The following is a 22,748-nucleotide window of genomic DNA, read 5'->3' on the forward strand; positions in this document are numbered from 1 at the left end:
ACCACGACCACGTTGTCGTTGCGGTCGCGCATCAACTCCAGCTCGTACTCCTTCCAGCCGAGCACGCTCTCCTCGACCAGCACCTCCGTCACCGGGGACTCCGCCAGACCACTGGCCGCCAGCCGCTCCAGCTCCTCCGGCGTGTGCGCCATGCCCGACCCCAGACCGCCCATCGTGAACGACGGCCGGATGACGACGGGCAGGCCCAGCTCGGCCACGGTCGCGCGGACGTCGTCCATGGTCTTGCAGACGGCGCTGCGGGGCACGTCCGCGCCGATCCGGCGCACGAGGTCCTTGAAGATCTGCCGGTCCTCGCCGCGCTGGATGGCGTCGATGTCCGCGCCGATCAGCTCGACGTCGTACTTCTCCAGCACCCCGCGCTCGTGCAGCGCGATGGCGGTGTTCAACGCCGTCTGACCGCCCAGCGTCGCCAGGATCGCGTCCGGCCGCTCCGCCGCGATCACCTTCTCCACGAACTCCGGCGTGATCGGCTCGACGTAGGTCGCGTCCGCGAACTCCGGGTCCGTCATGATCGTCGCCGGGTTCGAGTTCACCAGCGACACCCGCAGGCCCTCCGCCCGCAGCACCCGGCACGCCTGCGTGCCCGAGTAGTCGAACTCGCACGCCTGACCGATGACGATCGGGCCGGAGCCGATGACCAGCACGTGCTTGAGATCAGTCCTCTTCGGCATCAGCGACCCTCGCCCATCATCGTCACGAACTCGTCGAACAGCGGTGCGGCGTCGTGCGGACCCGCCGCCGCCTCGGGGTGGTACTGCACGCTGAAAGCGGGCACGTCCAACGCGCGCACACCCTCCACCGTGCCGTCGTTGGGGCAGTAGTGGCTCAACAACACCCGACCGAAATCGGAGGTGAACTCCTCGCCCGGCTCACCCTCCAGGGCGAACCCGTGGTTCTGCGACGTGATCGCCACCCGACCCGTCGACACGTCGATCACCGGGATGTTGATCCCCCGATGCCCGTAACGCAGCTTGAACGTGTCCCGACCCAACGCCCGACCCAGGATCTGGTTGCCGAAGCAGATGCCGAACAACGGGACCCGCCGGTCCAGCACACCCCTCGTCAGCTCCACCGCGTGCGCCTGCGTCGCCGGGTCACCCGGCCCGTTGGACAGGAACACCCCGTCGGGCTTGACCGCCAGCAGGTCCTCCACGCTGGAGGTCAGCGGCAGCACGTGCACCTCGATACCCCGCGCCGCCATCATCCGGGGCGTGTTCGACTTGATCCCCAAATCCAACGCCGCCACGGTGAAACGCCGCTCACCGACGGCCTCCACCACGTAGGGCTCGGGCGTCGTGACGTCACCGGCCAGGTCCGCGCCCTTCATCGCCGGAGCGCTGCGCACCCGCTCCAGCATCTCCTCGACCCCGCCCAGCTCGTCACCGGAGAACACGCCGGCCCGCATCGCGCCCTGCTCGCGCAGGTGGCGGGTCAGCATCCGGGTGTCGATGCCGGAGATGCCGACGATGCCCTGCCGGACCAGCTCCTCGTCCAGGCCGCGCCGGGACCGCCAGTTCGACGGCACCCGCGCCGGGTCGCGGACCACGTAGCCGGCGACCCAGATGCGGCCGGACTCGTCGTCCTCGTCGTTCCAGCCGGTGTTGCCGATCTGCGGCGCGGTCTGCACCACGATCTGCCGGTGGTACGACGGATCGGTCAGCGTCTCCTGGTAACCGGTCATGCCGGTGGAGAACACCACCTCGCCGAGGCTCGCGCCGACGGCGCCGTACGCCTCGCCGCGGAACACGCGGCCGTCCTCCAGCACCAGTGCCGCGTTCGTCACCGAGTCGTTCATGAGCGGCCTCCCAGTGCCTGCACCCACTGCTCGTACACGTCCTTGTCGTCGCCCCGGAACCCGGTGTCGAACACCCGGTCGCCGAGGTGCCAGCGGATGACCAGGAGGCCGTCCGCGGTCATCACCTTGCCCGCGAGACCGCGGGCCGTGCGCGCGCCGTCGACCTGCGCGGTCGGGATCCACAGGGCGCTCGCGCCCGTGCGCTCCACCAGCACGCCCCGCTCGGTCAGCCTGAGGGTCGCCTCGGCGCGGTGTCCGACGTCGCCCACCGCCACCCGGTCCTGCCAGTCGTCGCCGATGGTCGTGCCGACGTACACGCCGGTCGTCTCCAGCACCGTCGCGCCGGTCTCGGCGGGCGGCGGCGGGAACGCCGGCAGGTCCGCCTGGCGGCGCTTGCGGCTCTGCCAGCCGCGCCACATGCCGTACAGGCACAGCAGGAAGATCACCAGGACGACCAGGGACAACACCACGCGTGTCATGCCGGGACCCTCCCGCCGACCGCCGTCACGCGCCCGCGCAGCAGCGTCGCCACCACCGCGCCGGGCAGCTCCATGCCCTCGTACGGCGTGTTGGCCGCGACGCTGGCGAAGTCCGCGCCGCGCACCGTCCACGTCGCGTCCGGGTCGACCAGGGTGAGGTTGGCGGGCTCGCCGACCTCGATCGGCCGGCCCTGGTCGGGCAGCCCCGCGATCGCCGCGGGCCGCTCGCTCATCACCCTCGCCACGCCGCGCCAGTCCAGCAGCCCGGTGCGGACCATGGTCTCCACCACGATCGACAGGGCCGTCTGGAGGCCGAGCATGCCGGGCCGGGCCGCGGACCACTCGCAGTCCTTGTCCTGGACGGCGTGCGGCGCGTGGTCGGTGGCCACGCAGTCGATGACGCCCTCGGCCAGCGCCCGGCGCAGCCGGTCCACGTCCGCGGCGGTGCGCAGCGGCGGGTTGACCTTGTTCACCGGGTCGTAGGTGGCCAGCCGCTCGTCGGTCAGCAGCAGGTGGTGGGGCGTGACCTCGGCGGACACCTCGGTGCCGCGCGCCTTGGCCCACCGCAGCACGTCGGCGGTGCCCGCGGTGGAGACGTGGCAGACGTGCAGCCGGGCCCCCGCGTGCAGGGCCAGCAGGCAGTCCCGCGCCACGATCGACTCCTCCGCGGCGGCGGGCCAGCCCTGCAGGCCCAGCCGGGACGCCCGCTCGCCCTCGTGGGCCTGCGCGCCCACGGTCAGCCGGGGCTCCTCGGCGTGCTGGGCGACGACCACGTCCAGCGCCTTGCTGTACTCCAGCGCGCGCCGCATGATCAGCGGGTCGTGCACGCAGTGGCCGTCGTCGGAGAACACGCGCACCCCGGCCTTGGCCATGGTGCCCAGCTCGGCGAGCTTCACGCCCTCCAGGCCCACGGTGACCGCGCCGACCGGGTGCACGTCGACCAGGCCGACCTCGCGGCCGCGCCGGGCGACGTGCTGGACGACCACCTCGTTGTCGGCGACCGGGTTGGTGTTGGCCATGGCGAACACCGCCGTGTAGCCGCCCAGCGCGGCGGCGGCCGAGCCGGTGGCGATGGTCTCGGTGTCCTCGCGGCCGGGTTCGCGCAGGTGGGTGTGCAGGTCGACGAAACCGGGCAGCAGCACCGCGCCGCCGCCGTCGACCACGTCCGCGTCGTCGTCCGCCGCGGGTCCGATCGCGGCGATCACGCCGTCGCGGATCAGCACGTCGGTCGGGTCGCCCTCGCCGTACGGTCGTACTCCCTTGAGGATCAAGGGTTTCACGAAGTCTCCTCCTCATGGGCGAGCAGGTGGTAGAGCACGGCCATGCGCACGTGGACGCCGTTGCGCACCTGGTCGGTGATGGCGGCGCGGGGCGAGTCGGCCACCGCCGAGGCGATCTCCATGCCGCGCAGCATCGGACCGGGGTGCAGCACGACGGCGTGCTCGGGCAGCAGCCGCGACCGCCTCTCGCTCAGGCCGTAGGCGATCGAGTACTCGCGGGACGAGGGGAAGAAGCCCCCGTGCATGCGCTCGGCCTGCACCCGGAGCAGCATCACGGCGTCGAGGCCGGGCAGCTCGGCGTCCAGCTCGTGCGAGACGGTGACCGGCCAGCTCTCCACGCCGGTCGGCAGCAGGGTCGGCGGTGCGACGAGCGTCACGTCCGCGCCCAGGGCGGTGAGCAGGTGCACGTTGGACCGGGCGACCCGGCTGTGCAGCACGTCACCCACGATGGCGATCCGGCGGTCGCGCAGGTCGCCGAGCCGCTCCCGCAGGGTGGCCGCGTCGAGCAGCGCCTGGGTGGGGTGCTCGTGCATGCCGTCGCCCGCGTTGACCACGGACGTGCCCGCCTCGCGCAGCCAGCCGGCCAGCCGGTGCGCCGCGCCGGACGCCGGGTGCCGCACGATGACGCAGTCCGCGCCCGCGGCGGCCAGGGTGAGCGCGGTGTCGCGCAGCGACTCGCCCTTGCCCACGCTGGAGCCGGACGACGAGACGTTCACCACGTCCGCGCTCATCCACTTGCCCGCGATCTCGAAGCTGACCCGGGTTCGGGTCGAGTTCTCGTAGAACACGGTGACGACCGTGCGGCCGCGCAGCGTCGGGAGTTTGCGCACCTCACGGCCCTCGAGGGCCTGCTTGAGGCTCGCCGCGGTGTCGAGGATGGCGGTGGCCTGCGCCGGGTCGATGCCCTCGGTGGTGAGCAGGTGCCTCACCGCAGCACCACCCCGTCGCGCTGGTCGAACTCCTCCAGCAGCACGTGGACCTCCTCGGTGCGGGCCGTGGGCACGTTCTTGCCCACGTAGTCCGCGCGGATCGGCAGTTCGCGGTGACCCCGGTCGACCAGCACCGCCAGCTGCACCGACCGCGGGCGGCCGTGGTCGCGCAGGGCGTCGAGCGCGGCGCGGATCGTGCGGCCGGAGAACAGCACGTCGTCCACCAGGACCACGAGCTTGTCGTCCACGCCGCCGTCAGGCAGCTTCGTGGCCTCCAGCGGGCGGGTCGGCCCGCGGCGCAGGTCGTCCCGGTAGAGGGTCACGTCCAGCGTGCCGGTCTGCACCTCGACACCCGAGAACTCGGCGATCCGCAGGGCCAGCCGGCGGGCCAGCGGCGCTCCCCGGCTCGGAATCCCCATCAGGACTACTGCGGGTGCGCTGGGTGCATCAAGGGCGGTCTTCTCGATGATCTGATGGGCCATTCGGGCGACGGTGCGCGCGACGTCGCCGGCCGACAGGAGCTCGCGCTCCCCGGCCGGGTCCGTCGCGCCACGTTGACGTGGCGCCACGGTTGGACCTCCTTCCCCGCCTCGCTGGACGGGTCCTTAAAGGACGTCGGACACCCGGCTGCGCCGGGCTGACCAGCACGGTATCAGGCGCGCGCGGTCAATCTTCCGGGTGGTGTGCGTGGTCTCGCCCACCTGTCCCAACGAGATCAGCTTGACCTGGTGACCACGGAGAGCAATCATTACTCTGCGTATTGATCTAAGCCTCCCCGCGGCAGTCCCCTACCGGCTGACGGGGCGAATGAACGGAGAACCGCCACATGGGCGACTACGCCAAGGCGCTGGGGGCAAAGCTCCGCGCGATCCGCCAGCAGCAGGGCTTGTCTTTGCACGGCGTCGAGCAGAAGTCCGGCGGTCGCTGGAAGGCTGTCGTCGTCGGCTCGTACGAGCGCGGCGACCGCGCCGTCACCGTGCAGAAGCTCGCCGAGCTGGCCGACTTCTACGGCGTCCCGGTGGCCGAGCTGCTGCCGGAGGGCCGGGTCCCGTCCGGTGCGGAACCCGCCACGAAGATCGTCATCAACCTGGAACGGCTGCAGCAGCTGCCGGCGGAGAAGGTCGGGCCGCTCGCGCGGTACGCGGCCACCATCCAGAGCCAGCGCGGCGACTACAACGGCAAGGTGCTGTCCATCCGGACCGAGGACCTGCGCTCGTTGGCGATCATCTACGACATGACGCCCGGCGAGCTGACCGAGCAGCTCATCGACTGGGGCGTGCTGCCCCCCGAGGCCCGGCCGGCCAAGGAGGACTGAGCACGGCGAAGGGCCACCCGGCGGTTCGCCCGCGGGTGGCCCTCCCGATCGTTCCCCGGCGTTCGGCAGCCGTGCACCGGTGTTCGGCGACCGCACGCCGGTCCCCGGTGTGCGGCTAGAGCACGGCCCTGAGCTGGTCGGCGATGACCGCGATCCGGCCGAGCACGCCGTTGACGAACCGCGGCGAGTCGTCCGTGGACAGGCCCTTGGCCAGCTCCACCGCCTCGTCGATCGCGACCGCGTCGGGCACGTCCGCCGCCCACAGCAGCTCGTAGAGCCCGATCCGCAGCACCGCGCGGTCGACGGCCGGCATGCGCTGCAGCGTCCAGCCCTCCGCGTGCTCGGAGATCAGGTCGTCGATGCGCGCGCGGTGCGCCGTGACGCCTTCCACGAGGGTGACCGTGTAGTCGTTCACCGGCGGCACGTCGGTCGAACCGACCCGGTCCGCGAGCAGCGTCACCGGGTCGGCGCCCCGCAGGTCGGCCTCGTAGAGGACGTCGACCGCGCGTTTGCGGGCCTTGCTCCGTGCGCCCATCTCAGCCGTTCACGCGGCCGAGGTAGCGGCCGTCGCGGGTGTCGACCTTGATCTTCTCGCCGGTCGTGACGAACAGCGGCACCTGGATCTCCGCGCCCGTCTCCAGCGTGGCGGGCTTGGTGCCGCCGGTGGAGCGGTCGCCCTGCAGGCCCGGGTCGGTGTGCTGGATCACGAGCTCGACCGAGGTCGGCAGCTCGACGTAGAGCGCGACGCCCTCGTGCACGGCGACGATCGCTTCCTGGTTCTCCAGCATGTAGTTCGCCGCGTCGCCGACCGTCTCGGCCGGGATGCTGATCTGGTCGTAGGTGTCGCCGTCCATGAAGACGAAGTCGGAGCCGTCCCGGTACAGGTAGGTCATGCCCCGCTTGTCGACGGTGGCCGTCTCGACCTTCGTGCCCGCGTTGAAGGTCTTGTCCACGACCTTGCCGGACAGGACGTGCTTCAACGTGGTGCGCACGAAGGCGCCGCCCTTGCCCGGCTTCACGTGCTGGAACGCGGTGACGGTCCACAGCTGGCCGTCGAGGTTCAGCACCAGGCCGTTCTTCAGGTCGTTGGTGGTGGCCACGGTGGTGGGCTCTCCTGTTGCGTGAGGTGGAGGACGGCGTCGGCTCGGCCGACGGCTGTCGTTTCCTGGCGATCCGACTTCAGACGACCACGAGCTCCTTCGTGGTCAGGGTGAGGAGCTCCGGGGCGCCTGCGCGCACCACGAGCGTGTCCTCGATGCGGACACCACCCTTCCCGGCCAGGTACACACCGGGCTCGACGGTGACCGCCATGCCGGGCAGAAGTGTACCGTCACCCGCCTTGGACAGCGCCGGAGCCTCGTGGATCTGCAGGCCGACGCCGTGGCCGAGACCGTGCGGGAACTGCTCGCCGTACCCCGCGTCCTCGATGACGCCGCGCGCCGCCGCGTCCACGTCCGACAGCGCCGCCCCGACCGCCAGCGCGGCCCGACCGGCCGCCTGCGAGGCCGCGACCAGCTCGTACAGCTCCCGCTGCCAGTCCGCGGCCCGGCCGACGACCACGGTGCGGGTCATGTCCGAGTGGTAGCCGTCGACCAGGGCGCCGAAGTCGAGCTTCACGAAGTCGCCGTCCCGGACGACGGCGTCGGTCGGCCGGTGGTGCGGCACGGCCGAGTTCGCGCCCGTCGCCACGATCGACTCGAACGACGGGCCGGCCGCGCCGTGGTCGAGCATGCGGCCCTCCAGCTCGCGGGCGATCTCCCGCTCGGTGCGGCCCGGTCGCAGGCCGCCGTGCTCCACGAGCCCGGCCAGCGCCCGGTCGGCCGCCGCGCACGCCATGCGCAGCGCCTCGACCTCGGCGTCGTCCTTGACCAGCCGCAGCCGTTCCACCAGGTCGGCGGCGCGCACCAGTTCGGCGTCGCCCGCCGCGGCGACCAGGGCGTCCAGGCCGTCCACGGTGACGTGGCGGCTCTCGAAGCCGATCCGGCGCGCGCCCGCCCCGACCGCCCGGCCGACCAGCGCCGCGTCGCACGGCCGGTCGATGACCCGCTCCAGGTCCGGGACCTCGGCCCCGGCCTGGAGGAGGTAGCGGCCGTCGGTGCAGAAGACCGCGGTGTCGTCGGCGTCCGCGCGCACGAGCAGCGCCGCGTTCGAGCCGGTGAACCCCGTCAGGTAGCGGACGTTGAGCAGGTTCGTCACCAGCAGCGCGTCCAGCCCCCGGTCCCGGAGCGTGGCGCGCAGGGCGGCGCGGCGAGTGGAGTGCGGCATGCCCAGCAGCCTAAGGCCCGGCGGGCCACCTCAACGTGCCACTCGATCGGGTGAACAGTGCGGGGGTCGCGCGGCGGACGTGCCCCTATGACCGGCCGCCGGTCCGACCTAGGGTGGGCGGCATGCGCGCGTGGCTGGTCCGAGGCTTCTGGACGGGGTTGTTCCACGGCGGGGTGCAGACCGGCACCTCGGCGGTGGGCGTCCACAGCCCCGAGGCCGCCTCGGCCGTCCGGTACATCGCGCTCGCGCTGGTCGTCGTCATCGGCGTGCTGTGGGGTGCGCTGGACGCCTGGCGGCGGCTCGAGGGGCGCGGCATGGTGTGGTTCGCCGCGGCGCTCGTGGCCGGGCCGCTGGCCGGGCTGGTCGGCGTGCTGGGCCGGTCGCTGGTGGACCAGACGGGCCTCGAAGCGCTCGGTCCGGCGCTGACGGGGGGCGCGGCGTTCACCGCGTTGCTCGTCATGGGCGCGGCGGTGGTCGGGATGGGCGTCGGCAACGCGCTGCCCCAGCCCAAGCCCGAGGGCTCCCGCTAGCGCGCTGACCGGGAACGCGCCGGTCGACGGGCCGGAGGACCACCCTGGCGGGCGTTGCCCGGCACCGCTCTAACGGCGCAGGTCGCCCACCTCCTCGTAGGAGTCCCAGACCTCCTCGGTCACGGCGGTCGGCTTCGAGGAGTTCGCCGCGACGACCTGGGCGGCCACCTCGCCGGCGCCGAGCACCCACAGCCGGTCGGCCAGCACCAGGCCGAGCCTGCCGTCGGGCGCCCGCACGGCCTCGGCGCCCGCCGGGACCTCCGCCACGACGGGCAGGTGGTCCACCACCGGCGGGCGGCGGTCCAGCACCCGGACCGCCAGCCGGTCGGTCACCGAGCGGCGCTCGACGCGGACCACCCCGCCGTCCAGGACGAGGTCCGTGGTGTTCGCGGGCGACGGCACGGCGAAGCCGCGCAGCGCGCGCGCCGCCTCCTTCGTCGCGCAGCCGGGCACGTCGGCGAGGTCGAGGCCGTAGTGCACCAGGTCGGTGGGCGCGTTCGCCGGGCCCTGCACGGTCGCGCGCACCACGTCCACCGCGACCCGGCCGCACGGGTCCTCCGGCGACACCGGCGCGTGCCCGAGCGCGGTGCGGACCAGGCCCGGTCCCTCGCGCCACGGCCCCGGGATGTGCACCCGCGGGTGCGGCGTGGCGGTGAAGTCCTTGTTCCAGAACGTCAGCGTCGTGCCCTCCTCGGTCGAGTGGGCGATGACGAACGCCTGCAACGCGTCGACGTACATCCAGTCGGCGCTGAACGCGTCGACCACCGAGCGGGTCCTCCTGGACCGCGTGTCCGGCACCTGCTGGAAGCCCGACCTGCCCAGCGCCTGCACGCCGGAGGCGAACAGCGGGTCCCGGGAGCGCAGCACGAACTGGCCGGCGCCGTTCCACCCGGCCGCCTCGGCGGTCGTGTCGGTGAACATCAGGTAGAACCAGCCGTCCAGCCACAGCGCCGACTGCTGGCCCGCGCCGTAGACGTTGTCCCGCAGCACGTCGTGGGACGGGCCGACGATCGCCTGGCCCGCGCGCGTCCACGTGAGGCCGTCCTTGCTGGTGGCGACGCCGACGGCGCTGCCGTTGGCGTGGTCGTCGCGCTCCGCGCCGGTGTAGTAGAGGTAGTAGGTGCCGTCGACCCTGATCACCGAGGGGTCGCACGTGTGCATGGCGTCGAAGCCCGCCGTGCTGCCGGACAGCACCGGCGTCGACGGGTTGCCGTCGGGCGCGGTGAACGGGCCGTCGACGCCCGCGCTCTCGGCGTAGAGCACGTCGTCACCGCCCGGCTGGGCCGCGCCGAGCTGGCTGCACCACCACATGCGGTGCTTGCCGCCCTCCAGCAGGAGGGTCGGGGCGTAGTTGTAGGGCGCGTCCCCGCCGCCGTGCGCCACGACGCCGGCGCTCTGCCTGGCCCGGTCCGTGGCCAGCGCCACCGGCCGAGGGGGCGGTGCGACCGGGCTCTTGGCCGGGGCCGCCGCGCCGGGCGGGGCCGCGTCGCCGCTCGCCACGGGGTCGGGCACCGGTTCGGCGGCGCTCGGCGCGCAGGCCGCCGTCAGCGCCACGGCCAGCACGACACCGAGGAGCCTCGCCGCTCCCCCATCGGACCTCGACATGGCGGGGCGGATCTCCACTTCTCCCGAATGGCCGGCACCGGGAGTGCGAAGACGGGCCCGGCGCGGTTCAGTGTAGGGACCGACTCCGTCAGGTGGGTGTCAACCGGACGAGGCAACGGGTGCCACTTCGAAACCGTCCGTGTTCTCCAGATCCCGCGATGTCGTGATCCGGGCCACCCGCATGGGGGTATCGGGCGGCGAACCACGGCGACCAGTCGCGTCGGGCGCGGAGGTGGTGCCGGTGCTCGACGTGGTGCGGGTGGCCCGCCGCCACCTCGTCACAGCAGGATGCTGCCGCCCGACTTCGGCTCGGCCGCCACCGCGGAGTACGCCGCCGCGATGAGCGCCGGGTCCGGGCCCTCCAGCCGGCCGGGCTTGGCCAGGCCGTCGAGCACCACGAACCGCAGCACGCCCGAGCGGGTCTTCTTGTCCGTGCGCATGCCCTCCAGGAGCTGGCCGAGCGCGTCCGGGTCGTACCCCGTCGGCAGGCCCAGCGAGCGGAGGATCGAGCGGTGGCGGTCGGCGGTGGCGTCGTCCAGCCTGCCCGCCAGGCGCGCCAGCTCCGCGGCGAACACCAGGCCGACGCTCACGGCCGCGCCGTGCCGCCAGCGGTAGCGCTCGCGGCGCTCGATCGCGTGGGCGAGGGTGTGGCCGTAGTTGAGGATCTCCCGCAGGTCCGACTCGCGCAGGTCCGTCGACACCACGTCGGCCTTGACCTGGATCTTGCGCCGGACCAGCTCCTCGATCACCTCACCGGTCGGGTCGAGCGCGGCCCGGGGGTCGGCCTCGATCAGGTCGAGGATCACCGGGTCGGCGATGAAACCGCCCTTGACCACCTCGGCCATGCCCGCGACCAGCTCGTTGCGCGGCAGCGTCTCCAGCGTGGCCAGGTCGACCAGCACGGCGTCCGGCTCGTAGAACGTGCCGACCAGGTTCTTGCCGGCGTCGGTGTTGATGCCGGTCTTGCCGCCGACGGCGGCGTCCACCATGCCCAGCAGCGTGGTGGGCACGTGGACCAGCCGCACCCCGCGCATCCAGGTGGAGGCGACGAACCCGGCCAGGTCGGTCACCGCGCCGCCGCCCAGGCCGACCACGGCGTCCGCGCGACCGAGGCCGATGCGCCCGAACACGTCCCAGCAGTACCCGGCGACCCGCAGGTCCTTGCCGTCCTCGGCGTCGGGGACCTCGACGCGGTGCGCGTCGACCCCGGCGGCCTCCAGCTCGCCGCGGACCGCCTCGGCGGTCTCCGCCAGCGTGGGCGTGTGGACGATCGCCGCCCTGGCCGTGCCCCTCAGGGTCTCCACCAGGTCGCCGAGCAGGCCGCGGCCCACCAGCACGTCGTACGGTCGTTCCGCGGCCACGCGGATCCGCACCGGCTCGCCCATCACCACTCCCCTTCGTCGGTCACCATTCGACCACGTCCGGTCCTCACGCGTCGGGGTCGTCCCGGCGCGGACCGTGCCCGAGCACGGCGTCGACCACCTGCTCCGGGGTGAGGTCGTCGGTGGTCACCTCGATCGTGGCGACCTCCCGGTACAGCGGCAGGCGGGCGTCCAGCAGCGCCTTGAACGTCGCCCGCGGGTTGACCCCCGCCAGCAGCGGTCGGGCGCTGGACATGCCGGTGCGCCGCACGCCCTCGGCCATGCCGACGTTGAGGAAGACCACGGTGTGGCCGGCCAGCCGGTCGCGGGTGGCCGCGGACAGCACCGCGCCGCCGCCGAGCGCGAGCACGCCGTCGTGGGTCTTGAGCCCCTCGGCGACGGCCTCCTCCTCCATCGCGCGGAACGCCGGCTCGCCGTCGTCGGTGAAGACGTCGGAGATCGGCTTGCCCGCGGTGGTGACCACGTCGTCGTCGGTGTCGCGGAAGGCGACGCCGAGGCGCTCGGCGAGCAGCGTGCCGACCGTCGTCTTGCCGGCCCCGGGCGGGCCGAGGACGACGTAGCGGGGGCTCACAGGCCCTCCCAGCGGGCTTCCAGCGCCTCCAGGTAGGAGGCGACGTTGCGCCTGGTCTCGGCGATCGAGTCGCCGCCGAACTTCTCCAGCGCCGCCTCGGCGAGCACCAGCGCCACCACCGACTCCAGCACCACGCCCGCGCGGGGCACCGCGCACACGTCCGAGCGCTGGTGGATCGCCACCGCGGCCTCTCCCGTTCGGACGTCCACAGTGGACAACGCGCGGGGCACGGTCGAGATCGGCTTCATGGCGACGCGCACGCGCAGCGGCTCGCCGTTGGTGATGCCGCCCTCCAGGCCACCGGCCCGGTTGGAGCGTCGGGTGACGCCCTTGGGCCCCGTGCCGCGGTCGATCTCGTCGTGGGCCTCGCTGCCCCACCGCTCGGCGGTGGTGAAGCCGTCGCCGATCTCCACCCCCTTCATCGCCTGCACGCCCATCAGCGCGCCCGCGAGCCGCGCGTCGAGCCGTCGGTCCCAGTGCACGTGCGAGCCGAGGCCCGGCGGCAGGCCGTAGGCGATGACCTCGATCACGCCGCCGACCGTGTCACCGGCCTCCTTCACCGCCTCGACCTCGGCGACCATCGCCTCGGTGCCGCGCGCGTCGAACGCCCGGACCGGGCTCGCGTCCACGGCGGCCAGGTCGTCCGGGCCGGGCACGGGCGCGTCGGCGGGCGTCCTCGCCTTGCCGATCGACACGACGTGGCTGACGACGTCCACGCCGAAGACCTGCTTGAGGAAGTGGCGGGCGACCGTGCCGAGCGCGGTGCGCGCCGCGGTCTCCCGGGCGCTGGCGCGTTCGAGCACCGGGCGGGCCTCGTCGAAGCCGAACTTCTGCATGCCGGGCAGGTCGGCGTGGCCGGGCCTGGGCCTGGTCAGCGCCTCGTTGCGGCCGGTCGGCTTGAGCTCCGACGGGTCGACGGGGTCGGCGGACATCACCTTCTGCCACTTGGGCCACTCGGTGTTGCCGATCCGGACCGCGATCGGGCCGCCCTGGGTGAGCCCGTGGCGGACCCCGCCGAGGATCTCGACCTCGTCCGCCTCGAACCCCATGCGGGGGCTGCGGCCGAAGCCGAGCCGGCGGCGCTCCAGTTGAGCGGTCAGGTCGGCAGTGGTGACCTCGACCCCGGCGACCATGCCTTCCAGCACGGCGACGAGGGCCGGTCCATGGGACTCCCCAGCGGTGATCCAGCGCAGCACGCCGCCGATCCTTCCACAGCGCCACCACCCGCCGAACCGTCAGGTCAGCGCCCCTGCGCCGCGTCCCGCCGAGTGGACGGTCGACCCCTCCCGAGGCGACCCGCTCACCCCGCCGCCACGGCCACCAGCCACGTCGCGGCCAGCAAGCCGGGCCCGTGCGGGACGCCGCCGACCCGCCGCCGCACGCCCAGCGCCAGCGTGACCAGGCTCGCCAGGACGGCCGCCGCGGGCAGGGCCCACCACGACACCGACGCCAGCACCGCGCCCAGCGAGCCGGACAGCTTCACGTCCCCACCGCCCATCGCCCCCGGCGCGAGCACGTGGACCAGGAGGTGGAAGCCGCCGAACAGCACGCACCCCGCCAGCGCGCGCCACGGGTCCGCGCCGCACAGCCACAGCGTCACGCCGACCAGCGGGTAGGCGGGGAGCGTCACCGCGTCGGGCAGCCTGCGGTGGCGCAGGTCGACCGCCGTCAGCAGCACGCCGAGCCACCCCACGAGCAGCGGGACGGGCAGCCACGTCGGCGGCGCCAACGCCCAGGCCACGAACCACAACACCGCCGTCGCCGCGGCGCACCACAGCCAGCACACGTCCGCCCCGCGGGGCAGGCGGCGCAACAACCCGGCGCCCGCGGCGCCGGCCAGGAACCCGGAGATGACCACGGGACCAGCGTCGTCCCGCGGCTTTCCCGGGTGCAACGGGGAGTGCGGGTGAATGGACCATTCACCCGCACCCGCACCGGGAGGTCAGCGCTGCCAGGAGAACAACGCGTCGCCCGCCGCCACCGGACCGCCCGCCTGGTCCAGCAGGACCTCCGGGGCGGCGTCCAGGGCGATCACCGGGCAGATCGGCGCGAACCCCGCCGCTTCCACCTCGGCCGGGTCCCACGTCACCACGGGCTGCCCCGCGCGCACCGCCTCGCCCTTGACCACGTGCAGCGTGAAGCCCTCGCCCTTGCGCTTCACCGTGTCGATCCCGAGGTGCACCAGCACCGCCGCGCCCTCCGCGGTGGCCACGACGAACGCGTGCGGGTGCAGCGTCACCACGGTCCCGTCCACGGGCGACACCACGTCCGCCGGACCGCGCTCGGGCTCGACCGCCACGCCCGGACCCACCATGGCCTGGGCGAACACCGGGTCCGGCACCTCGGTCAGCGGCACCACGCGCCCGCTGACCGGGCTGGCCACGCGCAACGTCACAGCAGGTCCTCGATGTCGCTGGCGATCGTGTCGGCCTCGGGGCCCACGACCACCTGCACGACGTTGCCCGAGCGCATCACGCCGTGCGCGCCCAGTCCCTTCAACGCCTTCTCGTCCACCAGGGAACCGTCCTCCAGCTCACAGCGCAGGCGCGTGATGCACGGTTCGATCTCCACGATGTTGTCCGCGCCGCCGAGCGCCGCGAGGATCCGCTCCGCCTTGTCGTCCGCCACTTCAAGTCCTCTCTCGACACCTGGCCCGAGGGTGCCACCGCTCGGGCACGGTCCCGTAACGGCGGTTGACACCCGGTTGGGGCGCGGAGCATCCTCCCCGCACCAACTGGTCTAGACCGGAAAGTACCAATCCGGGTGTGACCGCGCGAGCACCGGGGAGGTGTCATGAGCCGCTACGAGATCGTCGACGGGCCGAAGCCCAAGCACGCCCAGCTCCGCGACATCCTGCGGCGCATGGCCGAGCAGGAACTCCCGCCCGGCTCGGCGATCCCGTCCGAACGCGACCTCGCCCGGCAGTACGGTGTGTCCCGCATCACAGTGCGGGCGGCCGTGGGCCAGCTCGTCGCCGAGGGGCTGCTCACCAGGGCGACGGGCCGGGGCACCTTCACCGCCCGGCGGCGCATGGACGTCCAGCTGTACCTGGAGTCCTTCACCGACGACATGCGCCGGCGCGGCCTCACCCCCGCGACCGAGGTGCTGACCTGCGCCGAGGAGCTCCCGCCGCTCGAGGCGGCCGCCGCGCTCGGCCTGCCGCCGCGCGAACCGGCGTGCCGGCTCGTCCGCGTGCGCCTGGCCGACGGCGTGCCGCTGGCCGTCGAACGCGGCTGGTACAACCCGCGGGTCGTGCCCGACCTCGACCGGCACGACCTCACCACCTCGCTCTACACCCTCCTCGCCGACACCTACGGGGTGCAGCTCGACCACGCGGGCCAGACCGTGTGGGCCGAGGGCGCCGACACCGACACCGCGAAGCTGCTGCGCGTCCGCCCCGGCAGCTCGCTGCTGGTCTTCCGGCGGGTCTCCAGCTCACGAGGCAGGCCCGTCGAGGACATGACGTCCTGGTACCGGGGCGATCTCTACCAGGTGACCATGCAATTGGACCGGACCGTCCCGGAATCCGGCCCGCACCACTCCGCCAAGGGAGGTACCCCATGAGCGCCAGCGCCCCACAGGCGACCGGCGGTCGTGAGATCAAGGGCCTGGCCGGGCTCCAGCGCTTCGGTCGCAGCCTCATGCTGCCGATCGCCGTGCTGCCCGCCGCAGCCCTTCTGCTGCGACTCGGCCAAGACGACATGCTGGGCAAGGACGGCCTGGGCTGGAACCAGGTCGCCGCGGTCATCGGCAACGCGGGCGACGCGCTGTTCGCCAACCTGCCCCTGCTGTTCGCGGTCGGCATCGCCGTCGGTTTCGCCCGGCGCGGCGACGGTTCCACGGGCCTGGCCGCGGTCGTCGGCTACGTGGTGCTGCAGGGCGTGTTCAAGGCGATGTCGCCGCTGGTGCTCGACCAGCCGGAGGACCCGACCGCCAAGGCCAACCTGATCGACTACCGGGTGCTCGGCGGCATCGTCGTCGGTCTGATCACGGCCGTGCTGTGGCAGAGGTACCACCGCATCAAGCTGCCGCCGTACCTGGCGTTCTTCGGCGGTCGGCGGTTCGTGCCGATCCTGGTGGCGGGCGTGATCGTGGTCGTCGGCGTGCTGATGGGCCTGGTGTACCCGGTGTTCGCGGCGGGGCTGAAGCACGTCGGCGAGGCGATCACCGGCAGCACGATCATCGGCGCGGGCCTGTACGGCGTGGTCAACCGGCTGCTGATCCCGCTGGGCCTGCACCACATCGTCAACAACGTGCTGTGGTTCCAGTTCGGCGAGTTCGACGGCAAGACCGGCGACATCCCGCGGTTCCTGGCGGGCGACCCGAGCGCGGGCACGTTCCAGACCGGCTTCTTCCCGATCTTCATGTTCGCCCTGCCGGCGGCGGCGCTGGCCATCGTGCACACGGCCCGGCCGGCGCAGCGCAAGGTCATCGCGGGCATCATGGGCTCGGCGGCGCTGACCGCGTTCATCACGGGTGTGACCGAACCGCTGGAGTTCGCGTTCATGTTCGTGGCGTGGCCGCTGTACGTGATCCACGCGGTGCTCACCGGCACGTCGCTGGCGATCAGCAACGCGCTGGGCATCCACGACGGGTTCGGCTTCTCCGCCGGCGCCATCGACTACCTGCTCAACTTCAGCATCGCGACCAAGCCCCTGCTGATCCTGGTGCTGGGCGTGATCTACGCGGCCATCTACTACTTCCTGTTCCGCTTCGTCATCACCAAGTGGAACCTGAGGACGCCGGGCCGTGCCGAGGACGAGGACCCGGAGGCCGACCAGAGCGTGGTCGACGAGGAGCGGACCGCCAGGACCGCGCGGTCGGCCCGGCGCGACGAGGAAGGCCGCCCGGACGCCACCGCGTCCTGACGGCGAGTCGACGGAACGAGAGGACGGGTCATGCCTGAGCGACGGGTCACCGTGGCCAGCAAGGTCGGACTGCACGCGCGCCCCGCGGCGCTGCTGGCGAAGGCGGCGGCCGGGCAACCGGTGAAGGTCACCATCCGCAAGGACGACGGCCAACCGGTCGAGGCGGCGAGCGTGCTGGGTCTGATGACGCTCGGCGCGATGCACGGGGACGAGGTCGTCCTGGCCGCGGACGGCGACGGCGCGGACGCCGCGCTGGACGCCATCGCGGAGATCATCGGCACCGACCTCGACGAGGGCTGATCCCCCTTCGCACGCCACCGGGCCCTGCTCGCACCCTCGCGAGCAGGGCCCGGTGGCGTGCGCGAGTGTTGAACTCGGGGGTCCTGGACGTAGGACTCACGAAGCCCGAACGTAGGACTCACGAGACCTGGACGTAGGACTCACGAGACCTGAGGGGACGACACACGGGTCAGAGCGGGAGGGGGAGGAGGTTGCCGGTGGCGGTGCGGAGGGCGGCGCGCATCGCCTCGCGCGGTGCCGGCCGGCCCGTGAACTGCTCCGACTGGCCGAACGCCTGGTGCAGCAGCATGTCCAGGCCGGTGGCCAGGGTGCGGCCCCGCTCGGCCACCGCCCGCGCCAGCGGCGTCGGCCACGGGTGGTAGACGACGTCCAGCACGCACGGCGCCTCGGCCAGCTCGGCGGCGATCGGCCCGGTCGCCTCCGGCGGCACGGTGCTCACCAGCACGTCCGACGCCGAGGCCAGGGCCGCGAAGTCGGCCGCGTCCCACGTCACCACGTCCAGCGCCAGGCCCAGGCGGGACGCGCACGACTCCGCCTCCGCCGCCCGGCTCGCCGAGCGGACCACCAGCGACACCGCCCGGACGCCCGCCGAGGCCAGCGCGACCAGGGCGGCCGTGGCCGTGCCACCCGCCCCGAGCAGCACTGCGCGCGAGCCCGACGTGAAGCCGCACGCGGCGCGCAACGCGCCCAGCACCCCGTCCACGTCGGTGTTGTCCGCGCGCCACCCGCCCTCGACGGGCACCAGCGTGTTCGCCGCACCGACCCGCACGGCCCGGGGTGTCGCGACCGTCGCCGCGGCCAGCGCCGCCCGCTTGCCCGGCATGGTCACCGACAGGCCCGCCCACGACGGGTCCAGGCCCGCGACCAGCGGCGCGACCCCGTCGGCCGCGCACTCCACCCGCGTGTACTCCCAGTCCGACAGGCCCAGCGCCGCGAACGCCGCGTTGTGCAGCACCGGCGACAACGAGTGGGCCACCGGCGAGCCGATGACCGCCGCACGACGACCCACGGTCAGAAGACGCCTTCCGCGCGTGCCTTGTCCGACACGGCCAGGTGCTCCTCGTAGGTGTTCGTGAAGCACGTCGTGCCGTCCTTCTGGCACTTCACGAAGTACATCCACTGCCCGTCCTCGGGCGTGATGGCCGCCGTGACCGCCTCGCGGCCGGGCGAGCCGATCGGCGTCGGCGGCAGCCCCTGCACCTGGTAGGTGTTGTAGGGCCCGGACGCCGCGCGGTCCTCGTCGCTGGTGGTGATGATCGGCCGGTCGAGCTTGTAGTTGACCGTGGAGTCCAGCTCCAGCCGCTGCGGCTTGGCGAGCCGGCTGTAGATCACCCGGGAGATCTTGCCGAAGTCCTTGGTCAGGCCCTCCTTCTCGATCAGGGAGGCGATGACCAGCACCTCGTAGGGCCGGAACCCGGTCTTGCCGGCGCTCGCGGGGATGCCGTAGCCCTGCAACCGGCCCATCGACGTGGTGATGACGCTCTTGAGCAGCTCGGTGGCGTCCGCGCCCGGCTTGAGGTGGTACAGGCCGGGGACGATGAGCCCTTCCAGCCGGTTCGCCTTCGGCGCGGCCGCGACGTCGGGCCGCGCCCAGTCGGGGATGCCGAGCGCGGCCGGGTCGGCGTTGTCCGCCGCGTCACGCAGCTGCTGGGGCGTCACGCACTGCTTCGCGCCGCCCATCTCCACGCACGACGCCTCGGACAGCCGCGCCAGGATGCCGGGGGTCACCTTGCCGTCCGGCCCGGTGATGTCGTGCAGCACGTAGCCGCCCTTGACCTCCAGCGGCACGACCTTCGACGCCGGGTCGACCATCCGCGCCACCGCGGACTCGCCGGACATCTTCGTCTTCATCAGGTAGAACCCGGGCTGGATGGCGGTGACCCGCGCGTCGCCCGCGCCCGCCTCGGTGAACGCCCGCGAGCTGGCCACCACGCCCTGCTCCTTCAGCGTGGTCGCGATGGTGGTGACCAGGTCGCCGTCCTTGACCTCGACCACCACGTCGCTCTCGCCCGAGCCGGTGAAGTCGTCGTACGAGCCGATGCCGCTCAACGTGCGGTACCCGTAGTACGCGCCGACACCACCGCCGGTGAGCACCAGCGCCACGACGACCCACAGGATCGTCCGCTTCTTCCGGCGCCGGGCGCGGCGGGCCGCGGCGTCGCCCTTGCCGCGTGCCGCCCGCTCGTCGCGGGTGTCGGGATCGGTGAACAACCCGAGGTCGTCGTTCACGAGCCGTCCTTAGCTCCGGGGGCCCGCTCCGCAGCGGATCGAGCCACTTGTCGCGCCCGTGCGTCGAGCCAGGATTGCAGGATCTCGACCGCGGCGGCCTGGTCGACCACGGCGCGCTGCTTCTTGCCGCGCACCCCCCGCTCGGAGAGCACCCGACTCGCCGTGACGGTGGTCAACCGCTCGTCGGTGAGCCGCACCGGGACCGGTGCGACGCGCTCGGCCAACGCCGCAGCGTACGCCGCCGCCGTCTCCGCCGCCGGCCCGTGCCTGCCCGCCAGGGTGCGGGGCAGGCCGACCACGACCTCGACCACGTCGTGCTCGGCCACCAGCCCGGCCAGGTCCCGCAGGTCCCGGTCGGTCTTCACGTCACGGGCCAGGGTAACCAGCGGCGTCGCCAGGAACGCACCCGGATCGCTCAGCGCCACCCCGACGCGCACCGCGCCGACGTCGACGCCCAGCCTCCGACCGAGGCCGGGGTCGTCGACGCCGGGGCGGTCAGCGCTGCTCAAGGGCGCGGTCCACCTCGGTGCGCAGGGCGGTGATGGCGTCCTCGACACCGGCCGGGTTCGTGCCGCCGCCCTGGGCGAGGTCCGGCTTGCCGCCGCCGCGGCCACCGACGGCCGGGGCGAAGGCGGGCACCAGCTTGCCGGCGGCCAGGCCCAGGTCGCGGGCGGCGGGCGTGGTGGCCACCACGAAGCTCACCTTGTCGCCGTCCGGGGCGAACAGGCCGACCACGCCGGGCTTGGCGCCGAGCCGGTTGCGCACCTCGCCGGCGATGGTCCGCACGTCGGCGCCCGACGTGCCCTCCGGCAGCCGCAGCGCCACCAGGGACACCCCGCGCACGTCCAGGGCCTGCTCGGCCAGCGAACCGGCGTTGGCGACGAGCTGGGCGGCCTTGACCTTCTCCAGCTCCTTCTCGGCCGCCCGCAGCCGCTCCACCAGGGCCTCGACCCGGGCGGGCACCTCGGCGTCGGGCACCTTGAGCAGGGCGGCGACGCCCTGCACCAGGGCCCGCTCCTGGGCCAGGTACTTGAAGGCCTCGATGCCGACGTAGGCCTCGAGCCGGCGCACGCCGGAGCCGACGGACGACTCGCCGATCACGGTGATCGGGCCGATCTGGGACGAGTGCTCGACGTGCGTGCCACCGCACAGCTCGCGCGACCACGGCCCGCCGATCTCGACCACGCGCACGGTCTCGTCGTAGGTCTCGCCGAACAGGGCCACCGCGCCCATCTCCTGGGCGCCGCCCATGTCGGTGTAGACCACGCGCACCGGCAGGTCCTTGCGGACGGCGAGGTTGGAGACCTCCTCGATCTCGCTGCGCGTCTCGTCGGACAGGCCGCCGGTCCAGGCGAAGTCCAGCCGCAGGTAGCCCGGCTTGTTGTACGAGCCGCTCTGCAGGGCCGACGGGCCGAGCACCTGCCGCAGGGCGGCGTGCACGACGTGCGTGCCGGAGTGGCCCTGGCGGGCGCCGACGCGCCACTCCGGGTCGACCCTGGCCTCGACCTGCTCGCCCTCGACGACCTCGCCGCTGAGCACGCGCACCTGGTGCACCCACAGCTTGCGGGCCACCTTCTGGACGTCCACGACCTCCAGCTCGGCGTTGGCCGTGACGATCGTGCCGGCGTCGCTCTCCTGGCCGCCGGACTCGGCGTACAGCGGGGTGCGGTCGAGCACGACCTCCACGATCTCGCCCTCGCGGGCGGACTTCACGCGCCTGCCGCCGCTGACGATGCCGCGCAGCGTGGCCTCGCTGGCCAGCTCGGTGTAGCCGGTGAACTCGGTGGCGCCCAGCTCCAGCAGCTCGCGGTACACGGTCTGGTCGCCGTGGCCGGTCTTCTTGCCGGCGGCGTCGGCCTTGGCGCGGGCGCGCTGCTCGGCCATCAGCTTGCGGAACCCGTCCTCGTCCACGGACAGGCCGGCCTCGGCGGCCATCTCCAGGGTGAGGTCGAGCGGGAAGCCGTAGGTGTCGTGCAGCTGGAAGGCCTTGTCGCCGGGCAGGGTGGCGCGGCCCTCGGCCTTGACCTGCTGCGCGGCCGTCTCGAAGATCCGCGATCCGGCGTCCAGCGTGCGCAGGAAGGTCTCCTCCTCGGCCTTGAGCACCTGCTCGATCCGGGCGAAGCCGGTGACGAGGTCGGGGTAGGCCGGGCCCATGGCGTCGCGGACGACCTCGGCGAACTTCACCAGCACCGGCTCGGTCACGCCGAGCAGGCGGGCCGAGCGGACGATGCGGCGCAGCAGCCGGCGCAGCACGTAGCCGCGGGCCTCGTTGCCGGGGGTGACGCCGTCGCCGACGATCAGCACGCCGCTGCGGGCGTGGTCGGCGATGACCCGGAACCGGACGTCGTCCACGGGGTTGTCGCCGTACTTGCGGCCGGACAGCTCCTCGGCCTTGGCGATGACCGGGCGCACCAGGTCGGTCTCGTAGACGTTGTCGACGCCCTGGAGCAGGAAGGCGACGCGCTCGACGCCCATGCCGGTGTCGATGTTCTTGTTCGGCAGCGAGCCGATGGGCCGGTGGCCGAGCTTGGGGCTCAGCTCGCCGCGCTCGTCCTGCATGAAGACGAGGTTCCAGATCTCCAGGTACCGGTCCTCGTCCACGACCGGGCCGCCGTCCTCGCCGTAGGCGGGCCCGCGGTCGTAGTAGATCTCCGAGCAGGGGCCGCCGGGGCCGGGCACGCCCATGTCCCAGTAGTTGTCCTTGCCGTCACGGCGCTGGATGCGCTCCTGGGGCAGGCCGGCGACCTTCTGCCACAGCTCGATGGCCTCGTCGTCGTCCTGGTAGACGGTCACCCAGATGCGCTCGGGGTCGAAGCCGTAGCCGCCGTCGTCCTGCGACTTGGTGACCAGCTCCCAGGCCAGCCGGATGGCGTCTTCCTTGAAGTAGTCGCCGAACGAGAAGTTGCCGGCCATCTGGAAGAACGTGTTGTGCCGGGTGGTCTTGCCGACCTCGTCGATGTCCGGGGTGCGCACGCACTTCTGGATGCTCGTGGCGCGCTTGTACGGCGGCGGGGCCTCGCCGAGGAAGTACGGCTTGAACGGCACCATGCCGGCGTTGACGAACAGCAGGTTGGGGTCGTCCAGGATGAGCGAGGCGCTGGGCACGTACTTGTGGCCGGCGTTCTCGAAGTGCTCGCGGAAGCGCTTGATGATCTCGTGGGTCTGCACGGGTCTCGTCC

At 73.0% G+C, this 22,748-nt stretch carries 24 protein-coding genes and 1 pseudogene; 5 read left to right on the forward strand and 20 right to left on the reverse strand.

All coding sequences use genetic code 11. The annotated features are described in order from the left end of the window. The 6 genes and pseudogenes from carB to pyrR form a co-directional block, all read right to left on the reverse strand. A pseudogene (gene carB / locus ACIGNX_RS25380) lies at positions 1–692 on the reverse strand (carbamoyl phosphate synthase large subunit); the annotation flags it as partial. Continuing rightward, the gene (gene carA / locus ACIGNX_RS25385; RefSeq protein WP_396543193.1) at positions 692–1,816 is read right to left on the reverse strand and encodes a glutamine-hydrolyzing carbamoyl-phosphate synthase small subunit; all 1,125 of its coding nucleotides are present in this window, start codon (positions 1,814–1,816) and stop codon (positions 692–694) included. The gene carA and the pseudogene carB, both read right to left, overlap by 1 nt. Continuing rightward, positions 1,813–2,295: a transporter gene (locus ACIGNX_RS25390; protein ID WP_396543194.1), complete on the reverse strand. Its 483-nt coding sequence runs from the start codon at positions 2,293–2,295 to the stop codon at positions 1,813–1,815. Before ACIGNX_RS25390 ends, carA begins: the two co-directional genes overlap by 4 nt. Beyond that, complete coding sequence (locus ACIGNX_RS25395; protein WP_396543195.1) at positions 2,292–3,575, reverse strand: dihydroorotase; 1,284 nt, start codon at positions 3,573–3,575, stop codon at positions 2,292–2,294. Before ACIGNX_RS25395 ends, ACIGNX_RS25390 begins: the two co-directional genes overlap by 4 nt. After that, complete coding sequence (locus ACIGNX_RS25400) at positions 3,572–4,504, reverse strand: aspartate carbamoyltransferase catalytic subunit (RefSeq protein WP_396543196.1); 933 nt, start codon at positions 4,502–4,504, stop codon at positions 3,572–3,574. The genes ACIGNX_RS25395 and ACIGNX_RS25400 overlap by 4 nt, the downstream gene beginning before the upstream one ends. After that, positions 4,501–5,073 carry a bifunctional pyr operon transcriptional regulator/uracil phosphoribosyltransferase PyrR gene (gene pyrR, locus ACIGNX_RS25405; RefSeq protein WP_396543197.1) on the reverse strand — a complete coding sequence of 191 codons (573 nt, stop codon included), beginning with the start codon at positions 5,071–5,073 and terminating at the stop codon, positions 4,501–4,503. Before pyrR ends, ACIGNX_RS25400 begins: the two co-directional genes overlap by 4 nt. Positions 5,074–5,330: 257 nt before the next feature. Here pyrR and ACIGNX_RS25410 point away from each other — a divergent pair, with 257 nt between their 5' ends. Then, the gene (locus ACIGNX_RS25410; protein WP_015103676.1) at positions 5,331–5,819 is read left to right on the forward strand and encodes a transcriptional regulator; all 489 of its coding nucleotides are present in this window, start codon (positions 5,331–5,333) and stop codon (positions 5,817–5,819) included. A gap of 115 nt (positions 5,820–5,934) precedes the next feature. On the opposite strand, the gene nusB is transcribed toward ACIGNX_RS25410, so the two are convergent. The 3 genes from nusB to ACIGNX_RS25425 all read right to left on the reverse strand — a co-directional run bounded on the left by nusB (position 5,935) and on the right by ACIGNX_RS25425 (position 8,084). Further along, complete coding sequence (gene nusB, locus ACIGNX_RS25415) at positions 5,935–6,354, reverse strand: transcription antitermination factor NusB (RefSeq protein WP_396543198.1); 420 nt, start codon at positions 6,352–6,354, stop codon at positions 5,935–5,937. Position 6,355: 1 nt separating this feature from the next. Beyond that, positions 6,356–6,919, reverse strand: a complete 564-nt coding sequence (efp, locus tag ACIGNX_RS25420; protein ID WP_396543199.1) for an elongation factor P — start codon at positions 6,917–6,919, stop codon at positions 6,356–6,358. Positions 6,920–6,998: 79 nt separating this feature from the next. Then, entirely contained in the window at positions 6,999–8,084 is a 1,086-nt protein-coding gene (locus ACIGNX_RS25425; protein WP_396543200.1) for a M24 family metallopeptidase, read from the reverse strand. A gap of 122 nt (positions 8,085–8,206) precedes the next feature. On the opposite strand from ACIGNX_RS25425, the gene ACIGNX_RS25430 reads away from it, so the two are divergent. Next, positions 8,207–8,614, forward strand: coding sequence for a hypothetical protein (locus ACIGNX_RS25430; RefSeq protein WP_396543201.1), 408 nt, complete (start codon positions 8,207–8,209; stop codon positions 8,612–8,614). A 69-nt stretch (positions 8,615–8,683) separates the two neighbouring features. On the opposite strand, the gene ACIGNX_RS25435 is transcribed toward ACIGNX_RS25430, so the two are convergent. The 7 genes from ACIGNX_RS25435 to ACIGNX_RS25465 form a co-directional block, all read right to left on the reverse strand. Next, a complete protein-coding gene (locus tag ACIGNX_RS25435; RefSeq protein ID WP_396543202.1) occupies positions 8,684–10,219 on the reverse strand; it encodes a beta-xylosidase in 1,536 nt (511 codons plus the stop codon). A gap of 278 nt (positions 10,220–10,497) precedes the next feature. Further along, positions 10,498–11,604 carry a 3-dehydroquinate synthase gene (gene aroB / locus ACIGNX_RS25440; protein ID WP_396543203.1) on the reverse strand — a complete coding sequence of 369 codons (1,107 nt, stop codon included), beginning with the start codon at positions 11,602–11,604 and terminating at the stop codon, positions 10,498–10,500. A 43-nt stretch (positions 11,605–11,647) separates the two neighbouring features. Then, the gene (locus ACIGNX_RS25445) at positions 11,648–12,172 is read right to left on the reverse strand and encodes a shikimate kinase (RefSeq protein ID WP_396543204.1); all 525 of its coding nucleotides are present in this window, start codon (positions 12,170–12,172) and stop codon (positions 11,648–11,650) included. Further along, complete coding sequence (gene aroC, locus ACIGNX_RS25450; protein ID WP_396543205.1) at positions 12,169–13,368, reverse strand: chorismate synthase; 1,200 nt, start codon at positions 13,366–13,368, stop codon at positions 12,169–12,171. The genes ACIGNX_RS25445 and aroC overlap by 4 nt, the downstream gene beginning before the upstream one ends. 104 nt (positions 13,369–13,472) lie before the next feature. Further along, on the reverse strand, positions 13,473–14,030 hold the full coding sequence (locus tag ACIGNX_RS25455; protein WP_396543206.1) for a prepilin peptidase: 558 nt from the start codon (positions 14,028–14,030) through the stop codon (positions 13,473–13,475). An 84-nt stretch (positions 14,031–14,114) separates the two neighbouring features. Then, positions 14,115–14,567, reverse strand: coding sequence for a PTS glucose transporter subunit IIA (locus tag ACIGNX_RS25460; protein ID WP_396543207.1), 453 nt, complete (start codon positions 14,565–14,567; stop codon positions 14,115–14,117). After that, entirely contained in the window at positions 14,564–14,800 is a 237-nt protein-coding gene (locus ACIGNX_RS25465) for a glucose PTS transporter subunit EIIB (RefSeq protein ID WP_053721653.1), read from the reverse strand. Before ACIGNX_RS25465 ends, ACIGNX_RS25460 begins: the two co-directional genes overlap by 4 nt. Positions 14,801–14,965: 165 nt before the next feature. Here ACIGNX_RS25465 and ACIGNX_RS25470 point away from each other — a divergent pair, with 165 nt between their 5' ends. The 3 genes from ACIGNX_RS25470 to ACIGNX_RS25480 are packed head-to-tail and all read left to right on the forward strand — an operon-like array spanning position 14,966 to position 17,340. Then, positions 14,966–15,736, forward strand: a complete 771-nt coding sequence (locus ACIGNX_RS25470) for a GntR family transcriptional regulator (RefSeq protein ID WP_396543208.1) — start codon at positions 14,966–14,968, stop codon at positions 15,734–15,736. Next, positions 15,733–17,040 carry a PTS transporter subunit EIIC gene (locus ACIGNX_RS25475; protein ID WP_396543209.1) on the forward strand — a complete coding sequence of 436 codons (1,308 nt, stop codon included), beginning with the start codon at positions 15,733–15,735 and terminating at the stop codon, positions 17,038–17,040. The genes ACIGNX_RS25470 and ACIGNX_RS25475 overlap by 4 nt, the downstream gene beginning before the upstream one ends. A gap of 30 nt (positions 17,041–17,070) precedes the next feature. Continuing rightward, a complete protein-coding gene (locus ACIGNX_RS25480) occupies positions 17,071–17,340 on the forward strand; it encodes an HPr family phosphocarrier protein (protein ID WP_396543210.1) in 270 nt (89 codons plus the stop codon). A gap of 169 nt (positions 17,341–17,509) precedes the next feature. Here the strand turns inward: ACIGNX_RS25480 and ACIGNX_RS25485 are convergent, their stop codons facing one another. The 4 genes from ACIGNX_RS25485 to alaS are packed head-to-tail and all read right to left on the reverse strand — an operon-like array spanning position 17,510 to position 22,737. Then, positions 17,510–18,349, reverse strand: coding sequence for a shikimate dehydrogenase (locus ACIGNX_RS25485; RefSeq protein ID WP_396543211.1), 840 nt, complete (start codon positions 18,347–18,349; stop codon positions 17,510–17,512). Positions 18,350–18,351: 2 nt separating this feature from the next. Further along, positions 18,352–19,569, reverse strand: coding sequence for an endolytic transglycosylase MltG (gene mltG, locus ACIGNX_RS25490; protein WP_396543212.1), 1,218 nt, complete (start codon positions 19,567–19,569; stop codon positions 18,352–18,354). Further along, a complete protein-coding gene (gene ruvX / locus ACIGNX_RS25495) occupies positions 19,566–20,078 on the reverse strand; it encodes a Holliday junction resolvase RuvX (protein ID WP_396543213.1) in 513 nt (170 codons plus the stop codon). The genes mltG and ruvX overlap by 4 nt, the downstream gene beginning before the upstream one ends. Continuing rightward, positions 20,065–22,737, reverse strand: a complete 2,673-nt coding sequence (alaS, locus tag ACIGNX_RS25500; RefSeq protein ID WP_396543214.1) for an alanine--tRNA ligase — start codon at positions 22,735–22,737, stop codon at positions 20,065–20,067. The genes ruvX and alaS overlap by 14 nt, the downstream gene beginning before the upstream one ends. Between the last annotated feature and the right edge of the window lie 11 nt (positions 22,738–22,748).

The organism is Actinosynnema sp. NPDC053489, from assembly GCF_044544865.1.
In the GTDB taxonomy this organism is placed as follows: domain Bacteria; phylum Actinomycetota; class Actinomycetes; order Mycobacteriales; family Pseudonocardiaceae; genus Actinosynnema.

Coding starts and splice junctions, on each gene's coding strand:
- ACIGNX_RS25435 (WP_396543202.1), bottom strand. CDS start 10,219: ATGTCGAGGTCCGATGGGGGAGCGGCGAGGCTCCTCGGTGTCGTGCTG.
- carA (WP_396543193.1), bottom strand. CDS start 1,816: ATGAACGACTCGGTGACGAACGCGGCACTGGTGCTGGAGGACGGCCGC.
- nusB (WP_396543198.1), bottom strand. CDS start 6,354: ATGGGCGCACGGAGCAAGGCCCGCAAACGCGCGGTCGACGTCCTCTAC.
- ACIGNX_RS25410 (WP_015103676.1), top strand. CDS start 5,331: ATGGGCGACTACGCCAAGGCGCTGGGGGCAAAGCTCCGCGCGATCCGC.
- ACIGNX_RS25470 (WP_396543208.1), top strand. CDS start 14,966: ATGAGCCGCTACGAGATCGTCGACGGGCCGAAGCCCAAGCACGCCCAG.
- ACIGNX_RS25475 (WP_396543209.1), top strand. CDS start 15,733: ATGAGCGCCAGCGCCCCACAGGCGACCGGCGGTCGTGAGATCAAGGGC.
- ACIGNX_RS25480 (WP_396543210.1), top strand. CDS start 17,071: ATGCCTGAGCGACGGGTCACCGTGGCCAGCAAGGTCGGACTGCACGCG.
- ACIGNX_RS25430 (WP_396543201.1), top strand. CDS start 8,207: ATGCGCGCGTGGCTGGTCCGAGGCTTCTGGACGGGGTTGTTCCACGGC.
- ACIGNX_RS25425 (WP_396543200.1), bottom strand. CDS start 8,084: ATGCCGCACTCCACTCGCCGCGCCGCCCTGCGCGCCACGCTCCGGGAC.
- aroB (WP_396543203.1), bottom strand. CDS start 11,604: ATGGGCGAGCCGGTGCGGATCCGCGTGGCCGCGGAACGACCGTACGAC.
- ACIGNX_RS25390 (WP_396543194.1), bottom strand. CDS start 2,295: ATGACACGCGTGGTGTTGTCCCTGGTCGTCCTGGTGATCTTCCTGCTG.